The organism is Streptomyces sp. NPDC032091 (genome assembly GCF_055580265.1).
The window spans coordinates 59,661-74,122 of the sequence record NZ_JBVILR010000018.1 but is presented as its reverse complement, the minus strand read 5'-3'; the positions used below and the strand labels follow the sequence as shown (position 1 = coordinate 74,122).

At 74.3% G+C, this 14,462-nt stretch carries 11 protein-coding genes; 5 read left to right on the top strand and 6 right to left on the bottom strand.

Translation table 11 applies throughout. The features are described 5' to 3' along the window. Window positions 1-85: 85 nt before the first annotated feature. The 4 genes from ACZ5NJ_RS26390 to ACZ5NJ_RS26375 all read right to left on the bottom strand — a co-directional run bounded on the left by ACZ5NJ_RS26390 (window position 86) and on the right by ACZ5NJ_RS26375 (window position 4,232). Complete coding sequence (locus ACZ5NJ_RS26390; RefSeq protein WP_468767748.1) at window positions 86-1,324, bottom strand: beta-ketoacyl synthase N-terminal-like domain-containing protein; 1,239 nt, start codon at window positions 1,322-1,324, stop codon at window positions 86-88. Further along, window positions 1,321-2,592 carry a beta-ketoacyl-[acyl-carrier-protein] synthase family protein gene (locus ACZ5NJ_RS26385; protein WP_468767746.1) on the bottom strand — a complete coding sequence of 424 codons (1,272 nt, stop codon included), beginning with the start codon at window positions 2,590-2,592 and terminating at the stop codon, window positions 1,321-1,323. Before ACZ5NJ_RS26385 ends, ACZ5NJ_RS26390 begins: the two co-directional genes overlap by 4 nt. Further along, window positions 2,589-3,035, bottom strand: a complete 447-nt coding sequence (locus ACZ5NJ_RS26380) for a cupin domain-containing protein (RefSeq protein ID WP_468767744.1) — start codon at window positions 3,033-3,035, stop codon at window positions 2,589-2,591. Before ACZ5NJ_RS26380 ends, ACZ5NJ_RS26385 begins: the two co-directional genes overlap by 4 nt. Before the next feature lie 111 nt (window positions 3,036-3,146). Next, window positions 3,147-4,232 carry a SchA/CurD-like domain-containing protein gene (locus tag ACZ5NJ_RS26375; RefSeq protein ID WP_468767743.1) on the bottom strand — a complete coding sequence of 362 codons (1,086 nt, stop codon included), beginning with the start codon at window positions 4,230-4,232 and terminating at the stop codon, window positions 3,147-3,149. Window positions 4,233-4,535: 303 nt separating this feature from the next. On the opposite strand from ACZ5NJ_RS26375, the gene ACZ5NJ_RS26370 reads away from it, so the two are divergent. Then, entirely contained in the window at window positions 4,536-6,167 is a 1,632-nt protein-coding gene (locus tag ACZ5NJ_RS26370; protein WP_468767741.1) for an FAD-dependent oxidoreductase, read from the top strand. Window positions 6,168-6,179: 12 nt separating this feature from the next. Here ACZ5NJ_RS26370 and ACZ5NJ_RS26365 read toward each other — a convergent pair whose 3' ends face one another. Together ACZ5NJ_RS26365 and ACZ5NJ_RS26360 are read right to left on the bottom strand one after the other, a co-directional pair. Further along, a complete protein-coding gene (locus ACZ5NJ_RS26365) occupies window positions 6,180-6,392 on the bottom strand; it encodes an acyl-CoA carboxylase subunit epsilon (protein ID WP_468767739.1) in 213 nt (70 codons plus the stop codon). Window positions 6,393-6,548: 156 nt separating this feature from the next. Beyond that, window positions 6,549-8,372, bottom strand: a complete 1,824-nt coding sequence (locus ACZ5NJ_RS26360) for a galactose oxidase-like domain-containing protein (RefSeq protein ID WP_468767736.1) — start codon at window positions 8,370-8,372, stop codon at window positions 6,549-6,551. Window positions 8,373-8,717: 345 nt separating this feature from the next. Between ACZ5NJ_RS26360 and ACZ5NJ_RS26355 the strand changes: the two genes are divergently transcribed. From ACZ5NJ_RS26355 to ACZ5NJ_RS26340, 4 genes are all read left to right on the top strand, one after another. After that, the gene (locus tag ACZ5NJ_RS26355) at window positions 8,718-10,955 is read left to right on the top strand and encodes a HelD family protein (RefSeq protein ID WP_468767897.1); all 2,238 of its coding nucleotides are present in this window, start codon (window positions 8,718-8,720) and stop codon (window positions 10,953-10,955) included. An 82-nt stretch (window positions 10,956-11,037) separates the two neighbouring features. Continuing rightward, window positions 11,038-12,234: a cytochrome P450 family protein gene (locus ACZ5NJ_RS26350; protein WP_468767734.1), complete on the top strand. Its 1,197-nt coding sequence runs from the start codon at window positions 11,038-11,040 to the stop codon at window positions 12,232-12,234. Between the two features lie 110 nt (window positions 12,235-12,344). Continuing rightward, complete coding sequence (locus ACZ5NJ_RS26345; protein WP_468767732.1) at window positions 12,345-13,610, top strand: VWA domain-containing protein; 1,266 nt, start codon at window positions 12,345-12,347, stop codon at window positions 13,608-13,610. After that, window positions 13,610-14,410, top strand: coding sequence for a hypothetical protein (locus ACZ5NJ_RS26340; protein ID WP_468767730.1), 801 nt, complete (start codon window positions 13,610-13,612; stop codon window positions 14,408-14,410). Before ACZ5NJ_RS26345 ends, ACZ5NJ_RS26340 begins: the two co-directional genes overlap by 1 nt. Window positions 14,411-14,462: the final 52 nt, after the last annotated feature.

Below are 14,462 nucleotides of genomic sequence, written 5' to 3'. Positions count from 1 at the left end.
GTGCCTTCTCTCTCCTGCTTCCCGGGGGCCGGCCGGTCGCCCGCACGGCCCTGGAGGACGGGGTACGGATCACTGCGCGCCGGCCTCAATCTCCCTTGCGCAGGACGAGTGCGGCGTTCGACCCCATCCGGCCCCGGCTCAGGACGAGCGCGGTCCGCAGGGGGGCGACGCGGGCGCTGCCGGTGACCACGTCGAGGTCGTGGCAGACGTCGAAGACGTTCGGCGTGGGCGGTACGACACCGTGCTCCAGCGCCAGGACGGCGGCGGCCGCGTCCAGGGTCCCGGCCGCGCAGTACGCCCGCCCGGTCCCGGTCTTGGGCGCCGTCACCGGCACCTTCGACCCGTGCGCGCCCAGTGCCGACCGCAGCGCCGCCGCCTCGGCCGCGTCCGCCTCGGGGGTGCCCAGGGCGTCCGCGAAGACCACGTCCACCTCCTCCGGCGCGCAGCCGGCCTCCCGCAGGGCGCCGCGGACGGCGTGCGCCAGCCCCTCGGAGTCCTCCGGCCGCCCGGGCGGGGTGAAGGTGGCGCAGTGCCCGGCCAGCAGGGCCCGGACGGGCGCGCCCCGCCGCGCGGCCCCGGCCGCGTCCTCGACGGTGAACATCGCACCGCCCTCGGCCGGGACGAACCCGCAGGCCTTCGCCGTGAAGGGCCGGTAGGCGCGCTCCGGGTCGTCCGCGGTGCTCAGCCCCTCGTACCCCACCTGGCAGACCACCGAGTAGGGGGCGAGCGGGGCCTCCGTCGCGCCGACCAGCATCGCCCGGCTGCCCTGCCGCAGCGCCCGCACGGCGTGCGCGAAGGCGTCCAGCCCGCCCGCCTCGTCGCTGCACACCACCCCGCACGGGCCCTTGAACCCGCGCCGGATGGAGATCTGGCCGGTGCTGGCCGCGTAGAACCAGGCGATCGACTGGTACGGGCCCACGTAGCGGGGGCCCTGCCCCCACAGCCGCTGGAGCTCGCGCTGCCCGAACTCTCCGCCGCCCGACCCGGCCGCCGTCACCACGCCCACCGCGTACGGGTCGTCCTCGTAGTCGGCGCGGCCCAGCCGGGCGTGCTCCAGCGCGAGGTCGGCCGCGGCCAGCGCGTAGTGGCTGAAGCGGTCCGTCTGGACCAGGAACCGGTCCTCGACCAGCGAGCCCGGGTCGAACCCGCGCACCTCGCCCGCCACCCGCACCGGAAGGTGCTCGCAGCCCTGCCGAGTCACCCGGTCCAGGACGCTGTCGCCGGCCTGGGTGGCCTTCCAGAAGGCCTCCGCGCCGATCCCGTTCGGCGCGACCACACCGATACCGGTGACGGCCGCCACGGGACCGGCAGTACGGCTCTTCACGCGCGTACCTCCTTGGGCTGGGTCAGGACCACGGCGGACTGGAAGCCGCCGAAGCCGCTCCCCACCGACAGCACGTTGCGCAGGGTGTGCCCGCGCGCGGTGCGCGGCACGTAGTCCAGATCGCATTCCGGGTCGGGGGTCTCGTAGTTCGCGGTAGGCGGGACCACATGGTGGGTCATCGCCAGAACGCAGGCCGCGAGTTCGATCGCCCCGATGGCGCCGAGCGAGTGCCCCACCATGGACTTGATGGAGGTCATCGGCGTCTTGTAGGCGTGGTCCCCGAGCACCCGCTTCACGGCCGCCGTCTCGTGGCGGTCGTTCTGCTTGGTGCCGGAGCCGTGCGCGTTGACGTAGTCGATCTCCCGGGCGTCGACCCGGGCCTGCGCCAGGGCCTTCTCGATCGCCCGGGCCATCTCCAGGCCCTCGGCGGTCAGCCCGGTCATGTGGTGGGCGTTGCCGAAGGTCGCGTAGCCGCCGATCTCGCAGTAGATCCGCGCCCCGCGGGCCCGCGCCCGCTCCAGCTCCTCCAGGACCAGGACCGCCCCGCCCTCGCCGAGGACGAAACCGTCCCGGTCGGCGTCGAAGGGCCGGGAGGCGTGCGCCGGGTCCTCGTTGTTCGCCGAGGTCGCCTTGATGGCGTCGAAGCAGGCCACGGTGATGGGGGAGACCGGCGAGTCGGAGGCGCCCGCGACGCAGACGTCCATCCGGCCCTCCTGGATGGAGTGCACCGCGTAGCCGACGGCGTCGAGCCCGGAGGTGCAGCCGGTGGACACGGTCTGTACGGGGCCGCGCGCCCCCGTCTGTTCCGCCACCGCCGAGGCGAGGGTGGCGGGGGTGAAGGCCCGGTGCAGGAAGGGGGAGGAGAGGCGGTGGTCCACGTCCCACCACGCGCCCCGCTGGCTGACGTCGACGTAGTCGTGCTCCAGCCGGGTGGTGCCGCCCACCGCCGTGCCCAGGGACACGCCGGTGCGCCAGGCGCTCTCGCCGTCCAGCTCCAGGCCGGCGTCGGCCATCGCCTCGCGGGCCGCGACCAGGGCGAACTGGATGTACCGGTCCGCCCGCGCCGCCTCGTCCCCGGTGAAACCGTGCTCGGAGGGGTCGAAGTCGACCTCGGCGGCTATCCGGGAGCGGAACCCGTCCGGGTCGAAGAGCGTGATGCCCCTGGTCGCCGTACGCCCGTTGGACAGCAGGTCCCAGAAGGCGGGGGCGCCGATGCCGCCGGGGGCGACCACCCCCACCCCCGTGACGGCCACCCGCCGGCGGGTCACGAGACCGCTCCCGTGCGCTCCGGCGGGCGCTCCGCCCAGGCGGTGGCGTCCGGGTTCGGCGCCTCCTCCGTGTCCACGTGCCCCAGCTTCGGGTCCGGGGCGAGCGGGCCGAGGTGGAAGACCATCCGGGCCTCGGTCGAGCCGACGTTGCGGAACCGGTGGCGCACGTTGAGCGGGACCAGGAGCCCCTGGTCGGTGCGCAGCGGGTGGGTGTCCCCGTCGAGGTCGACCTCCAGCGTGCCGGCGACCACGTACACGAACTCCTCGGAGTACGGATGGTAGTGCTCGGCGATCGACTCGCCCGGGGCCATCACCGCCAGGCCCATGAAGCCGCTGGTCGAGCCCACCGAGGTCGGGGTGAGGACGGCGCGCAGATCGCCTCCGCGCCTGCGGTTGGGCTGGGTCTCGCTGAGGTCGACGATGCGCGGGTGATGTTTCGTCACGGCGGACTTCCTCCTGGCGGACGGGAGCCCTCTCACGGGCTGCCGGTCGGGGTGGGGGTGGAACGGGCCCGGGGGCGGGCACCCGGTGCCGGGTGCCGCCGCCCGTCCGGATCAAGGCTGCGCCGGAGCCCGGCGGTCGGTGATCAGGTCCATGGGGTGCGGGGCGTGCGGGGCACCGGTCAGCAGCCGGTCCAGCACCGCGGCGCCGCGCGGGCCGTCCAGGCCGAACCCGCCCGCGAAGCGGCCGTCGGCCGGCCCGGTGACGTCGAGCAGGCGGACCACGACGTCGTCCCGCTGGAAGATGCTGCTGCTCAGCACCGGACTCGTGGGGATCTTCGCGGCGGCCTCGTCCTGGCGGGCCAGGAACCGGGCGACGAGCGGGCCGCAGCCCGGCTTGGCCGGGTAGAACAGCGCGTGCCGGGTGATCCGGTCCGGCTGCGGCCCGTGCGCCTCGACGTGGTGGACGGCCGGCAGGCCCGCGCGCATGAAGAACATCCGGGCGGACTCCGGGTCGGCCAGGTCCCGGTCCTGCTCCAGGTACGGGTTGATGGCGTGTTCCACGGCCCGCACCTCGGGCTGCTCCGAGACGTGCCGCAGCGCCGCGGTCAGGTCGCCCTGCACCTCCACGGCCCGCACCACCCGGTTCCCGTGCATGAACAGGGAGGTGCGCAGGAGCCGGGTGTGGTCGTCGACGCGGGCCGCCGGGGAGGAGTACGAGGACAGGATCTCGGCGACCTTCTCCTCGCTGCCCGGCTTGACCGTGAAGGTCAGCGCGTGCCGGACGATGCCCTCGCCGAGCCGCGGCCCGTCCTGCAGCCGCCCGCGGAAGCCCCTCTGCGGGGTGTCGTAGCGCCGGCCGGTCTCGCGCAGCACCGTGAACTTCAGCGGGCGCATCGAGCGGGCACAGGCGCCCAGCGGCCGGACCTGCTCGGCGTGCGCCTCGCTGTTGACCCAGGCGAGGTACTGCGGCGCGCTCTCCCATTCGCTGGTGATCAGCCACTGCGAGGGGTTCTCGAAGGACTGGCAGAGCTGGTCGCCCAGGTGCCCGGGCACCGAGGCGATGTCGTGCCTCAGCCGCTCGTAGGCCTCGAAGAACCGCTGCTGGGCGCCCTCGTGGAGGTCCATCAGCAGGACGACCCGGAGCATGGATCCGTCGAACGCGGACTGCGACACCCGTTCGGACAGGGTGGTTGTCATCTGCTCACTCCTTCGTGAGGGCACGGACGCCGGCGCGTACGCGCTCCCCTGCGTCGTTCGGCGGCGACTTCCCGGCCACCGCCCGGCGACGGCGGGCCCGTGGCCCCCGGTCACCGGACGCGGACGGTCCGGACGGGAGGGGCCGCCGCTGTCGCTCATCGTCATCCGGCCGGGTACGGATCGCGACATCTCCGGATCAAGCGGGTGACAAGACGCGACTCGCCCGGGCAATGAGGCCGATCGAGGGCATAAGCCGTCCACTGTCCTTCCACAGCCCCCACACGAAACAGGAGCCCGCAGCCGATGGAAGAGCATGCCGATGTCCGTGTACCGGTCCTCGTCGTGGGCGGTTCCCTCGTGGGCCTCTCGACCTCGCTGTTCCTGAGCCGCCACGGCATCAGGCACATGGTGGTCGAGAAGCACGCCGGAACCTCCGTCCACCCGCGCGGACGGGGGATCAACGCCCGCACCATGGAGCTGTTCCGGACGGCGGGGGTCGAACCCGCCATCCGCAAGGAGGCCTCCGCCCTGGAGGCCAACCAGGGCATCCTGCAGACGCAGGCGCTCATCGGCGGCGAGCACAAGTGGCTCATCAAGGCCGTCGACCCCTCCGGGGCGCTCGCCCGCTTCAGCCCCACCGGCTGGTGCCTGTGCAGCCAGAACAACATCGAACCGGTACTGGCCGCCCAGAGCCGCGCCCAGGGCGCCGACGTGCGCTTCTCCACCGAGCTCATGAGCTTCGACCAGGACGCCGACGGGGTCAGCGCCCTGGTGAAGAACCGGGAGACCGGCGAGCACCTCACCGTCCGCGCCGACTACCTGATCGCCGCCGACGGCCCGCGCAGCCCCGTCCGCGAAGCCCTGGGCATCCGGCAGGCGGGCAGCGGCGAGCTCTTCCACAACGTCAGCATCGTCTTCCGCTCCGAGCGCCTCGCCGGCCTCCTGGGCGACCTGCGGTTCATCGTCTGCTACCTGATGCGCCCGGGCGCCGACGGGGCGCTGCTGCCGGTGGACAACGAGACCCAGTGGGTCTTCCACGCCCCCTGGCACCCCGAGACGGGCGAGACGCTGGAGGACTTCACCGAGGAGCGCTGCATCGCCCAGATCCGGGCCGCCATCGGCGTGCCCGACCTGGACGTGGAGATCGGCGGCAAGGCCCCCTGGCACGCCGCCGAACGGGTCGCACAGCAGTACGGGGTCGGCCGGGCGTTCGTCGTCGGCGACGCGGCGCACGAGATGTCCCCGACCGGGGCCTTCGGCTCCAACACCGGCATCCAGGACGCCCACAACCTGGCCTGGAAGATCGCCGCGGTGCTGAACGGCTCCGCCGGACCCGCCCTGCTGCACACCTACGAGGACGAGCGGCTCCCCGTCGCCCGCGCCACCAGCGAGCGCGCCTCCGCCCGTTCGGCCGAGCACAGCCACCCCGGGTACGTGCCCCCGCCCACCATGGGCGGCGGCCCCGGCAGCGGGGTCCTCACCACCGCCATGGGCTACTGCTACCCCCGGGGCGCCGTCGTCGGCGGCGACCCCGGCCGGCCGATCATCCCCGAGACCATGCGGCTCAAGGGGGACGTCGGCACCCGCGCCCCGCACATGTGGCTGACGCGGGCGGGGCGGCGGATCTCCCTGCTCGACCTGTACGAGACCTCCTTCGTGCTGCTCAGCAGCCCGGGCACGCCCTGGAAGGAGGCGGCCGGCCATGTCGCGCGGGAGCTGGGCGCACGCCTGGACGCCTACACCGTCGGCGCGGCGCCGGAGGCCGACCTGGTCCAGCCGGACGGCGCCGACTGGGCGGAGCTGCACGAGCTCCCGGCCGACGGAGCGGTCCTCGTCCGCCCGGACGGGTTCGTCGCCTGGCGCGCGGAGGGCGCCGAGGCCGATCCGCGCGGGGCGCTCCAGGACGCGATGGCGCGGCTGCTGCGGCGCGCCTGACGGGCGCCCGGCTCAGCGGCAGGTCCAGCACCCCGCCCAGCATCCGCGGCCCCCGGGCCGCGGGTGCGGGCGGCGGTGCGCCGCGGTGTGCCCGGGGGCGGCCGGGGGCTGCCCGGCGCGGCCCGCGAGGCAGGCGACCACGACGGTGATCGCGGCCAGTTCCTCGGGGCAGGCGGTGCCCCGGTGGACCCGGAGCAGGCTGGACAGGGCGTCTTCGCTGGGCATCGTCACGGCCTCTCGGCAGGAGATCTCCCCCTGGGCGGGCCCGCAGGGCCCGGCGTTGACGACGCTACGAGGCCGTTCGTGGGCGTGTCGCGCCGGGAAGGGGTTGTCCACAGCCGTCCGGGCGACCCGCCCGGGACGGCCGGACGGCCGGACGGTCTAACGGCGGCCGAGCTTCACCCACTTGGCGGTGCCGGGCACCCCGCGCCCGTCCAGGAGGAAGAGCATGTAGTACCCGGGCGGGGCGTCCGCCGCGCCCGGCGGGGTGCGCAGGGTGATCGCGTCGCCCCGTACGGCGGTGACGGCGAGCTCCAGGTGCCGCTGGCTGGTGTTCACCGCGTGGGTGACCGTCGTCGGTGCCAGCAGGACGGCCCGGCGGACGGCGGACGCGGTGCGGCTGCGGACCTCGAAGGGGGCGCCGTAGGCGAGTTCGCCGCCCGGGACCCGGTCCAGGGCCGGCCGGGCGCCGCCCTGGTGGAGGTAGGCGGGCTCGTAGATCTCGATGCTGCCGTCCATCGCGTCGCGGATGTCGGGGTCGTTGGCGATCTGCTGGAGCTCGTCGCCGGTCACCATCACCCGCCCGTCCGGCATCACCAGGGCGTTGGAGTGGTAGCCGCGGGGCAGCCGCTGGGCCGGGCCGAGCCGCCAGTGGCCGCGGGCGTCGCGCAGCTCCGTCCGCCGGTACTTGAGGTCGGCCTCGGGGTTGAAGGGGCCGTGGCCGTAGTCGCGGGTGCTCAGGGCGCCGTTGACGGTGAGGAGGGTGGCGTCGGGGAGGATCAGGGTGTCGTCCTGGGTGCGGCCGAAGGCCCGGGGCTCCTCGGTGCTCCAGCGGCCGCCGGCCAGCCGGTAGGTGTTCGGGTCGTGCGGGTCGCCGCCCAGGACCAGGACCGAGTCCGGGCCGCGCAGTCCCGCCGGCAGGGGCACGGCCGAGCCGTAGCCGCGGAAGTCCGCCGGGCGGCGGGGCAGGTCGGCGCGGGTCTCGCGGACCGGGTCGAACAGCCACTGCTGGTCGGCGTCGCGGCCCAGCCCGTAGATCATGCCGTCGCGCAGCGAGAACAGGTGCGGGTAGTCGTTGCGGAACGGGGCGTCGGCCCGGAACCGCTGCACGGCCATGCCCGCCGGGATGTCGTACGGCCGCCACGGCACGGGCAGCCCCTTCGCCGGGAAGCGCTCCACCACCGCCGTCGGGGTGCCCGTACCGCGCTCGGACTGGCCGGACATGATCGTCTGGCGGCCGTCGGCCCCGGTGACCACCGACGGGTACCAGCGGCCCACCGACATGTCCCGGTTGCGGAACCAGGTCTCGGTCCACGGGTCGAACACGAAGGAGAGCTTCGCCCCGCTGCCGCCCTTGCCGCCGGCGTTGCCGCCGAAGACGGCCAGCATCCCGTTGGGCAGGAAGGCGTGCCCGGCGCAGAAGAACGGCGCGGGGCGCGGGACGTGGGTCCCGTCCGGCATCAGCACGGTCGGCGGCCGGACCTCCTTGAAGGCCCGTGCTCCCGTCCCCCTGGCCGGGTCCCACAGGAAGGCGCGGCCCGCGTTCGTGCGGCCGATGCGGTCGGTGGGGCCGGTCTCCTTGGTGGGGTTGACCTCGACCCGTTCGAAGGAGAAGAGCAGCACCTTGCCGGTGGGGAGCTGGGCGAGGTGGACGCCGAAGTCGGGGGAGGGGAAGAACTCCGCGAACCGGCCGTCCCGGGCCGGGACGACGGCCCGGTTGGCGGCCGCCTGGGACTTCGTCAGCGCCGCCAGGCTCGCGGTACGCGTGGCCTGCGGGTAGTCGGCGGCGCCCGCGGCCGCGCTGCGCCGCTCGGCGTGGGCGCGGGCGTGGTCGGCGCCGATGAAGGCGGCCTCGGCGTCGGCGTGCTCGTGGTCGGCGCCGCCCTCGTGGGCCCGGGCGGCGGGAGCGGTGAGGAAGGCGCTCGCGGCCAGGGCGGCGGCCAGCGCGACCGACAGGGCGGCGGACCGGGGTGCTCTTCGGGACATGCGGTGCGCTCCTCGGTGGACGAAGGCCGGGGCGGGAGGGGAGGAACGCCATGCTAGAAGATCACGTACATATCACCTCATATGACGCGAATGACGCGAACCCCCTGACTCGTCCGGGCGCCCCCGCCCGCGCGGCGAGCGGTGCGGACGGCCCGGCGGGGGAGACCTGCGGAGATACGAAAAAGGCCCCGGACGAATTGACGTCCGGGGCGTGCGTCTGCGTATATTCGATGATTCACGCCTAGAATGGAAAGAAGGCGTGAGGAAGCTTTGCAGGGACATCGTATCGCGCAGGGAGCGAAATTGTCAAACAAGGAATTCCAGAGCGAGCAGCAATTCATCGACATGCTCTACGCGCGCCTCGAAGACCTGCGGGACAAGGCCGAACGCGCCGTCCGAGGTGCCCTGGCCGCCAGTGGCAACGGATACCAGGCGCGGCTGGAACGCGATGTGATGGTCGCCGAGCAGTCCGGGCTGCTTTCCGCTCTGAACGCCGCCGAAAACGGCCTCTGTTTCGGCCGCCTGGAGTTCTCCGACGGCCGTGACCACCACATCGGCCGCATCGGAATCAGACAGGACGACGCCGAACGCACCCCGCTCGTCCTGGACTGGCGCGCCGACGTCGCCCGCCCCTTCTACCTCGCCACCGGCCACGTCCCCATGGGCCTGCGCCGCCGGCGCCACCTCACCACCCGGGGCCGGGAGGTCACCGCCCTGCACGACGAGATCCTCGACCTCACCGACACCGAGCGCACCGGCTACGAGGGGGCCGACGCGGACGCCGTGCTGCTCGCCGCCCTCGACGCCGCCCGCACCGGCCGCATGCACGACATCGTGCGGACCATCCAGGCCGAGCAGGACCACGTCATCCGCTCGCCCCTCCAGGGCGTCCTCGTCGTCGAGGGCGGGCCCGGCACCGGCAAGACCGCCGTCGCCCTGCACCGCGCCGCCTACCTCCTCTACGCCCAGCGCGAGCTCCTCGGCAAGCGCGGCGTGCTGATCGTCGGCCCCAACCCCGCCTTCCTCGGCTACATCGGGGAGGTCCTGCCCTCCCTCGGTGAGACCGGGGTCCTCCTGGCCGCCCCCGGCGACCTGTTCCCCGGCCTCCACGCGACCGGGACCGACCGCCCCGGAGCCGCCGAGGTCAAGGGCCGCGCCGCCATGGCCGAGGTGCTCGCCAAGGCCGTCGCGGACCGGCAGACCCTCCCCGAGTCGGTGCCCGCCGGCAGCGGCGAGGACAACGACGTCGTCCCCGAGGCCGCCCTGGAGATCGACCACGACGACTACGGCACCCTCCTGCTGGACCGCACCATCGCCCACGCCGCCCGCGACCGGGCCCGCACCACCGGCCTGCCCCACAACCTGGCCCGCCCCTACTTCGCGTTCGCCGTCATCGACGCCCTCACCGAACAGCTCGCGGACCGGCTCGGCGCCGACCCCTACGGCGGCCCCAACCTCCTCGGCCCGGACGACGTCGCCCAGCTCGGCAAGGAGATCGCCACCAGCGCCGAGGTGCACGCCGCCATCGACACCCTCTGGCCGCACCTGACCCCCCGGCAGCTGGTCTCCGACTTCCTCGCCGACCCCACGCACCTCTCCGAGGAGGACGCCGCGCTGATCCGCCGGCCCGCCGCCGACGCGGAGGACTGGACCCCCGCCGACGTCCCGCTGCTCGACGAGGCCGCCGAACTCCTCGGCGTCGACGACACCGCCGAACGGGCCGCCGCCGAACGTGACCGGCTGGAGCGCGTCGCCTACGCCCAGGGCGTCCTCGACCTCTCCCTGGGCTCGGAGTCCTACGAGTTCGAGGACACGGAGAAGGAGTACCTCGCCGCGCACGACGTCATCGACGCCGAGCGGATGGCCGAGCGGCACGAGGAGGCCGACCACCGCACCGCCGCCGAACGCGCCGCCGCCGACCGGACCTGGGCCTTCGGGCACGTCATCGTCGACGAGGCGCAGGAGCTGTCCGAGATGGCCTGGCGGCTGCTGATGCGCCGCTGCCCCACCCGCTCCATGACCCTCGTCGGCGACCCGGCGCAGACCGGCGACGAGGCGGGCTGCGGCTCCTGGAAGCGGATCCTCGACCCGTACGTCGGCGACCGCTTCGAGCGCGTCCGGCTCGGCGTCAACTACCGCACGCCCGCCGAGATCATGGAGCTGGCCGCCGCCGTGCTGCGCGCCCACCACCCCGGCTTCGAGCCGCCCCGCTCCGTGCGCTCCACCGGCGCACGGCCCCTGGTGCGCCGCGCCGACGACCTCGCGGCGGCCGTCGCCGCGACCGTGCGCGAGACCGCACCCGCCGAGGGGAGGCTCGCGGTGATCGCCCCGCGCGCCCTGCACCCGGAGCTGGCCGCCGCGCTGCCCGGCGTACGGGCGGGGGAGGAGCCGGACCTCACCCGCCCCGTCGTCCTGCTGGACCCGCGCCAGGCCAAGGGGCTGGAATTCGACACGGTCGTCGTGGCCGAGCCGGACCGCTTCCCGCCGAGCGACCTCTACGTCGCCCTCACCCGCGCCACCCAGCACCTGGGCGTCGTCCACACCGGACGGCTCCCGGCCGGGCTCGCGGACCGCACGGGCTGACCGCCGGAGACCGGCCACTCCCGCCGGTGAGTGGCCGGATTCCCCTGGGCGCGGCGCGGGGTCGCCGTCGTAGTGTGGCGAGATGCCTGTATCGGACATCGTTCCCCTCAGCCCGGACTTCGACGCCGACCCGCACTCCTTCTTCGCGAAGCTGCGCGCGGCGGGCCCGGTGCACCTGGTCAGCGACCACAACACCCGCCTGTCCGAGCCGTACTGGCTCGTCGTCGGCTACGAGGAGGCCCGCGCGGCGCTGACGCACCCGGGCCTGCGCAAGGACTGGCACGCCACGGACCTGTTCCCGGAGATCGAGCCCACCGCCGCCAACGCGAACATGCTCGAATCCGACCCGCCCCACCACACCCGGCTGCGCCGTCTGGTCGCCCGGGAGTTCACCGCCCGCCGGGTGGAGGCGATGCGGCCGCGCGTCCAGCAGGTCACCGACGAGCTGCTGGACGCGATGGCCGCCCGCCCCGAACGGTCGGCGGACCTGATCCGGGATCTGGCCTTCCCGCTGCCGATGACGGTCATCTGCGAACTGCTCGGCGTCCCCGACCTCGACCGCGAGCGCTTCCGGGAGTGGTCCAACGACGTCGTCGCCCCCAAGCCCGGCACCCTCGACAACACGGCCCACCGGCAGCTCAGCGCCTACCTCGCGGACCTCGTCGCGGCCAAGGCCCAGTCCCCGGGCGAGGACCTGCTCAGCGCGCTGATCCGCACGCGCGACGAGGACGGCGACCAGCTCTCCCCGGAGGAGCTGATCGGCATGGCCTTCCTGCTGCTGGTCGCCGGGCACGAGACCACCGTCAACCTCATCTCCAACGGCGTACGGGCCCTCCTCGCGCACCCGGCCCAACTGGCCGACCTGCGCGCCGACTACGACGGGCTGCTGGGCGGGGCCGTCGAGGAGATGCTCCGCTACGACGGCCCCGTGCAGAACTCCACCTACCGCTACACCGCCGAGGACGTGGAGATCGGCGGGGTGACCATTCCGGCCGGCCAGGCCGTCCTGGTCTCGCTGGCCGGCGCCGACCGCGACCCCGGCCGCTTCCCCGAACCCGACGTGTTCGACATCCGCCGCCCCCCGGGCGGCCACCTCGCCTTCGGGCACGGGCTGCACTTCTGCATCGGCGCCCCGCTCGCCCGCATGGAGGGCCGGATCGCCGTCCGGGGCCTGCTCGAACGTTTCCCGGACCTGGCGCTGGATCCGGCCGGCGGCCCGCTGGAGTGGCTCCCGGGAGCCCTGATGCACGGGGTGAGCCGCCTCCCCGTGCGCTGGTAGTCCCCCCGTCAGGAAGGCGTCCCCGCCCGGCCGTCCCGGCCGGGCCGGGACGGATCCCGGTCACCGAACGCGGTTTGGACTGCCCGCCGGATCCTCAATACGATCCGGCGATGATCACAAGAAAACGGCTGGCGGCCGGGGCCTTCGGCCTGTTCGTCGCCTTGAGCGCGGGGCTCTTCCCGCAGACCGCCGCCGCTGCCGACGGGCCGGCCAAGGAGCCGCCCAAGGTCGAGCTCGTGCTCGACGTCAGCGGTTCCATGCGCGCCACCGACATCGACGGCCAGTCCCGCATGGCCGCGGCCAAACAGGCCTTCAACGAGGTCCTGGACGCGGTACCCGACGAAGTCCGCCTGGGCATAAGGACCCTGGGCGCCACCTACCCGGGCGAGGACCGGGCGGTCGGCTGCAAGGACACCAGGCAGCTCTACCCCGTCGGCACGGTCAACCGCACCGAGGCCAAGACCGCCGTCGCCACCCTCGCCCCCACCGGCTGGACCCCCATCGGCCCCGCCCTCCAGGCCGCCGCCCAGGACCTGGACGGGGGCAACGCCACCCGCCGCATCGTGCTCATCACCGACGGCGAGGACACCTGCGCCCCGCTCGACCCCTGCGAAGTGGCCCGCGACATCGCCGCCAAGGGCATCCACCTCGTCGTGGACACCCTCGGGCTCGTCCCCGACGCCAAGACCCGCGCCCAGTTGACCTGCATCGCGGAGGCCACCGGAGGCACCTACACCTCCGTCGCGCACACCGCCGAACTCTCCGGCAGGGTCAGACAGCTCGTCGTCCGGGCCGCCGATCCCGTCGCCACCCCGGTGGCCACCGAGGGCGCCAAGAGCTGCGAGAACGCCCCGGCACTGAAGGCCGGCCTCTACAGCGACCGCGAGACCTTCGGCGAGCACCGCTGGTACAAGGTCGACGTCCGCCCCGGCCAGGAGCTGCGCGCCTCGGTCAGCATCGGCGCCGACCGGGCCGTCAACAACGACTACGGGATCCTGCTGCGCGCGACCACCGTGCACGGCCGGGAGATCGTCCGAGGCTCCGAGGCCGGCGACGGCCGCACCGACGTGATCTCCACCGGCCTGCGCTACCCGAAGGCCGAGGCGGACGGGGACGAGGCCGACAAGCCCGAGACCGTCTGCCTCCAGGTCGGCAACTCCTTCTCCGCCGGCCCGGCCGTCAAGACCGCTCCCGGCATGCCCGTCGAGCTGACCGTCGACCTGGTCGACGGCCCCGACGACGGCTCCGACGTGGCCTCCTTCGGCCTCGGCCGCGGCTGGTGGCTGCTCGGCCTGCTGGTCCTCACCGGCCTCCTCGCCGGTCTGGTCTGGGGCTGGATCTCGCGCTGGCGCATCTCCGTCTGGAGGACCAACTGATGCGTACCGTACGCACCCTGGCCGCCGCCCTCCTCGCGGGCGCGGCCCTGCTGGCCCCGGCGGCCGCCGCCACCGCGGCCCCCAGCCCCACGCCCAGCGCGGCCGGGGGCACCGGCAAGGACGGCGCCGCGCCCACCGAGGCCGGTACCGGGTTCCGCACCGCGGCCCTGTTCCGGCCGGGCCAGAAGGCCACCGCCGCCGCGTCCACCGGCGACTACCTCTACTGGGCCGTGCCCGCCGACACCGGCCAGCGGCTCACCGTACGGGCCACCGTGACCCTGCCCGCGTCCGCTTCCCGGCACGGCGCGCAGACCTGGCAGCTGGACCTGTACGACGGCCTGCGCCGCCGGCAGCCCTGCACGTACGGCAACCAGCACGTGGCGGTGGCCAAGGAGGCCGCCACCGCCGAGCTGTCCTGCACCCTGCGCACGGTCCGTTCCGGGGCCGAGCCGTGGTCGAACGACCCGCTGCCGGGCAGCTACTACGTCCGCCTGACGGTCGTCGGCGTGCCCGAGGACGACCACGGTCTGCCCGTGAAGGCGCAGGTCGAGGCCGAGGTGAAGGAGACGGGCGGGGCGCAGGCGGTCGACGCCGCCCTGGGCGAGCCCCTGGTCCCGGGCATCGGGGGAGCCTCGGAGCAGCAGCGCGAGGCGCGCGCTCCCGAGGGCGGCTGGTCCGGCGGCTGGTGGTCCGACCGCTGGCTGTGGACCGCCGCCGGCGGGGTCCTCGGGGCCCTCGCGGGCATCTGGGGGTACTCCCTGACCAGGGGTTCGGGCCGCCCGGCCCGGCCGCAGGGGTGACCCGGCGCCGCACCGGTACCCGGTACCGGTGCGGCGCACCCGCGCGGCCACC